General features: G+C 68.3%; 2 protein-coding genes. Both read right to left on the reverse strand.

Going from position 1 to position 1676, the window contains the following annotated elements:
- On the reverse strand, positions 1-332 hold a 332-nt coding region (locus J0695_RS05155), incomplete at its 3' end, for a hypothetical protein (RefSeq protein ID WP_242552237.1).
- Positions 333-496: 164 nt separating this feature from the next.
- Positions 497-1417, reverse strand: coding sequence for a 16S rRNA (cytidine(1402)-2'-O)-methyltransferase (gene rsmI / locus J0695_RS05160; RefSeq protein WP_307798430.1), 921 nt, complete (start codon positions 1415-1417; stop codon positions 497-499).
- Positions 1418-1676: the final 259 nt, after the last annotated feature.

Below are 1676 nucleotides of genomic sequence, written 5' to 3' on the forward strand. Positions count from 1 at the left end.
GCCTCGGGCGCTTCGGACTCCGCAGCTTCGGCACCCTCCGCAGCCTGGGCGTCGGTCTTGCGCACCTTCTTCGTGTGGTGCTGCATGAGGCCCTGCACGGTCGAGACCTGCCCGGACCGCATGATGCGTACGACATGGCCGCCGCAGTTCATGCAGCTCGGTGTGGAGAGCGGTGAGGGGACCCGGGCGCCTTCGGCTTTGTACATGACGAACGCATGGCCCGAGGCGTCCACATGGTGCTCTATCTCGTAGGCCTGCTCCCAGCCGTAACCACACCGCATGCACGCGAACGCGTAAGCCTCGTGCACCGTGGTGTCAACAATCTCGCTCATGCCCACTCCTCTTGTCCGCCGGACAAGCCGTTCGGAGACGAATGCGCCTCCACAACCAGTGGACGCCCGTGGGAGCCGATGCGCACCAGGGCCTGCCGAGTATTGATCGGCTCTTGGCCCAGTCATGGAAAAGGCCCCGGTCAGAGCCGGGGCGCTTTTGCCATCTACGCGCGTTCTTTACCTTCTCCAGGGCTGGTCCGAGCCGCATTCTTTGCGGCCACGACCGCATCGAAAACGTCCCTTTTGGGTAGCCCGACCTCGGCGGCGACGGAAACAATGGCCTCCTTGCGCCGCTCCCCCGCCTCCTCGCGCACCTGCACCCTGCGCACCAGCTCGGCGGGGTCCAGATCGGAGGGCCCGCTCTCCGGCGCACCCTCGACAACCACGGTGATCTCACCCCGTACGCCGTCGACGGCCCACTCCGCGAGATCCTTGAGCGGACCGCGCTTCACCTCTTCATAGGTCTTGGTGAGCTCACGGCAGACGGCGGCCCTGCGCTCGTCCCCGAAGGCCTCGGCCATCGCGGCGAGGGTGTCGGCGATCCGGTGCGGGGCCTCGAAGTAGACGAGCGTACGACGGTCGCCGGCGACCTCCTTCAGCCGCCCGAGCCGCTCCCCCGCCTTCCGGGGCAGAAAGCCCTCGAAGCAGAAGCGGTCGACGGGCAGCCCGGACAGCGCGAGCGCGGTGAGCACGGCGGAGGGCCCGGGTACGGCGGTGACGCGGATGTCCTTCTCCACGGCAGCCGCGACCAGCCGATACCCCGGGTCCGAAACAGAGGGCATCCCCGCATCCGTCACCAGCAGCACCCGCGAGCCGCTCTCCAGCGCCTCGACCAGCTCGGGCGTACGGGCGGACTCATTGCCCTCGAAGTACGAGACGACACGCCCCGTGGTGTGCACCCCGAGCCCCCGGGTCAGCCCGCGCAGTCGCCGGGTGTCCTCCGCGGCGATCACATCGGCGCGCTCCAGCTCGGCGGCGAGCCGGGGTGGCGCGTCCGAGATGTCACCAATGGGCGTCCCGGCGAGGACGAGCGTCCCGGCCGACGTTCCAGATCCAGATCCAGGTTCAGCGTGCGTTCCAGTCACAATCCCCATACTCCCAGCCCCTGGGACGGGACTCGCACAGATGCGTTCCCTACGATGGCGCGGTGACAAGTACAGCGCCCAAAGCCCTGCAGGGCCAAGACGCAGGAGAACAGCCGCCCACATGGGGGCAGCGGCTGCGACGGTTCGGTTACACGATCCCGTCGAGAATCTCTCTGCGCGACCGGCTGGTGCCGCCGTACACCGAGCCGAGTCCCCAACTGTGGCGGGTACTCGGCTTCTCGCCGGTGCTCGCCGACCG

The sequence above is a fragment of the Streptomyces beijiangensis genome (assembly GCF_017315755.1).
GTDB classification, from domain to species: domain Bacteria; phylum Actinomycetota; class Actinomycetes; order Streptomycetales; family Streptomycetaceae; genus Streptomyces; species Streptomyces beijiangensis.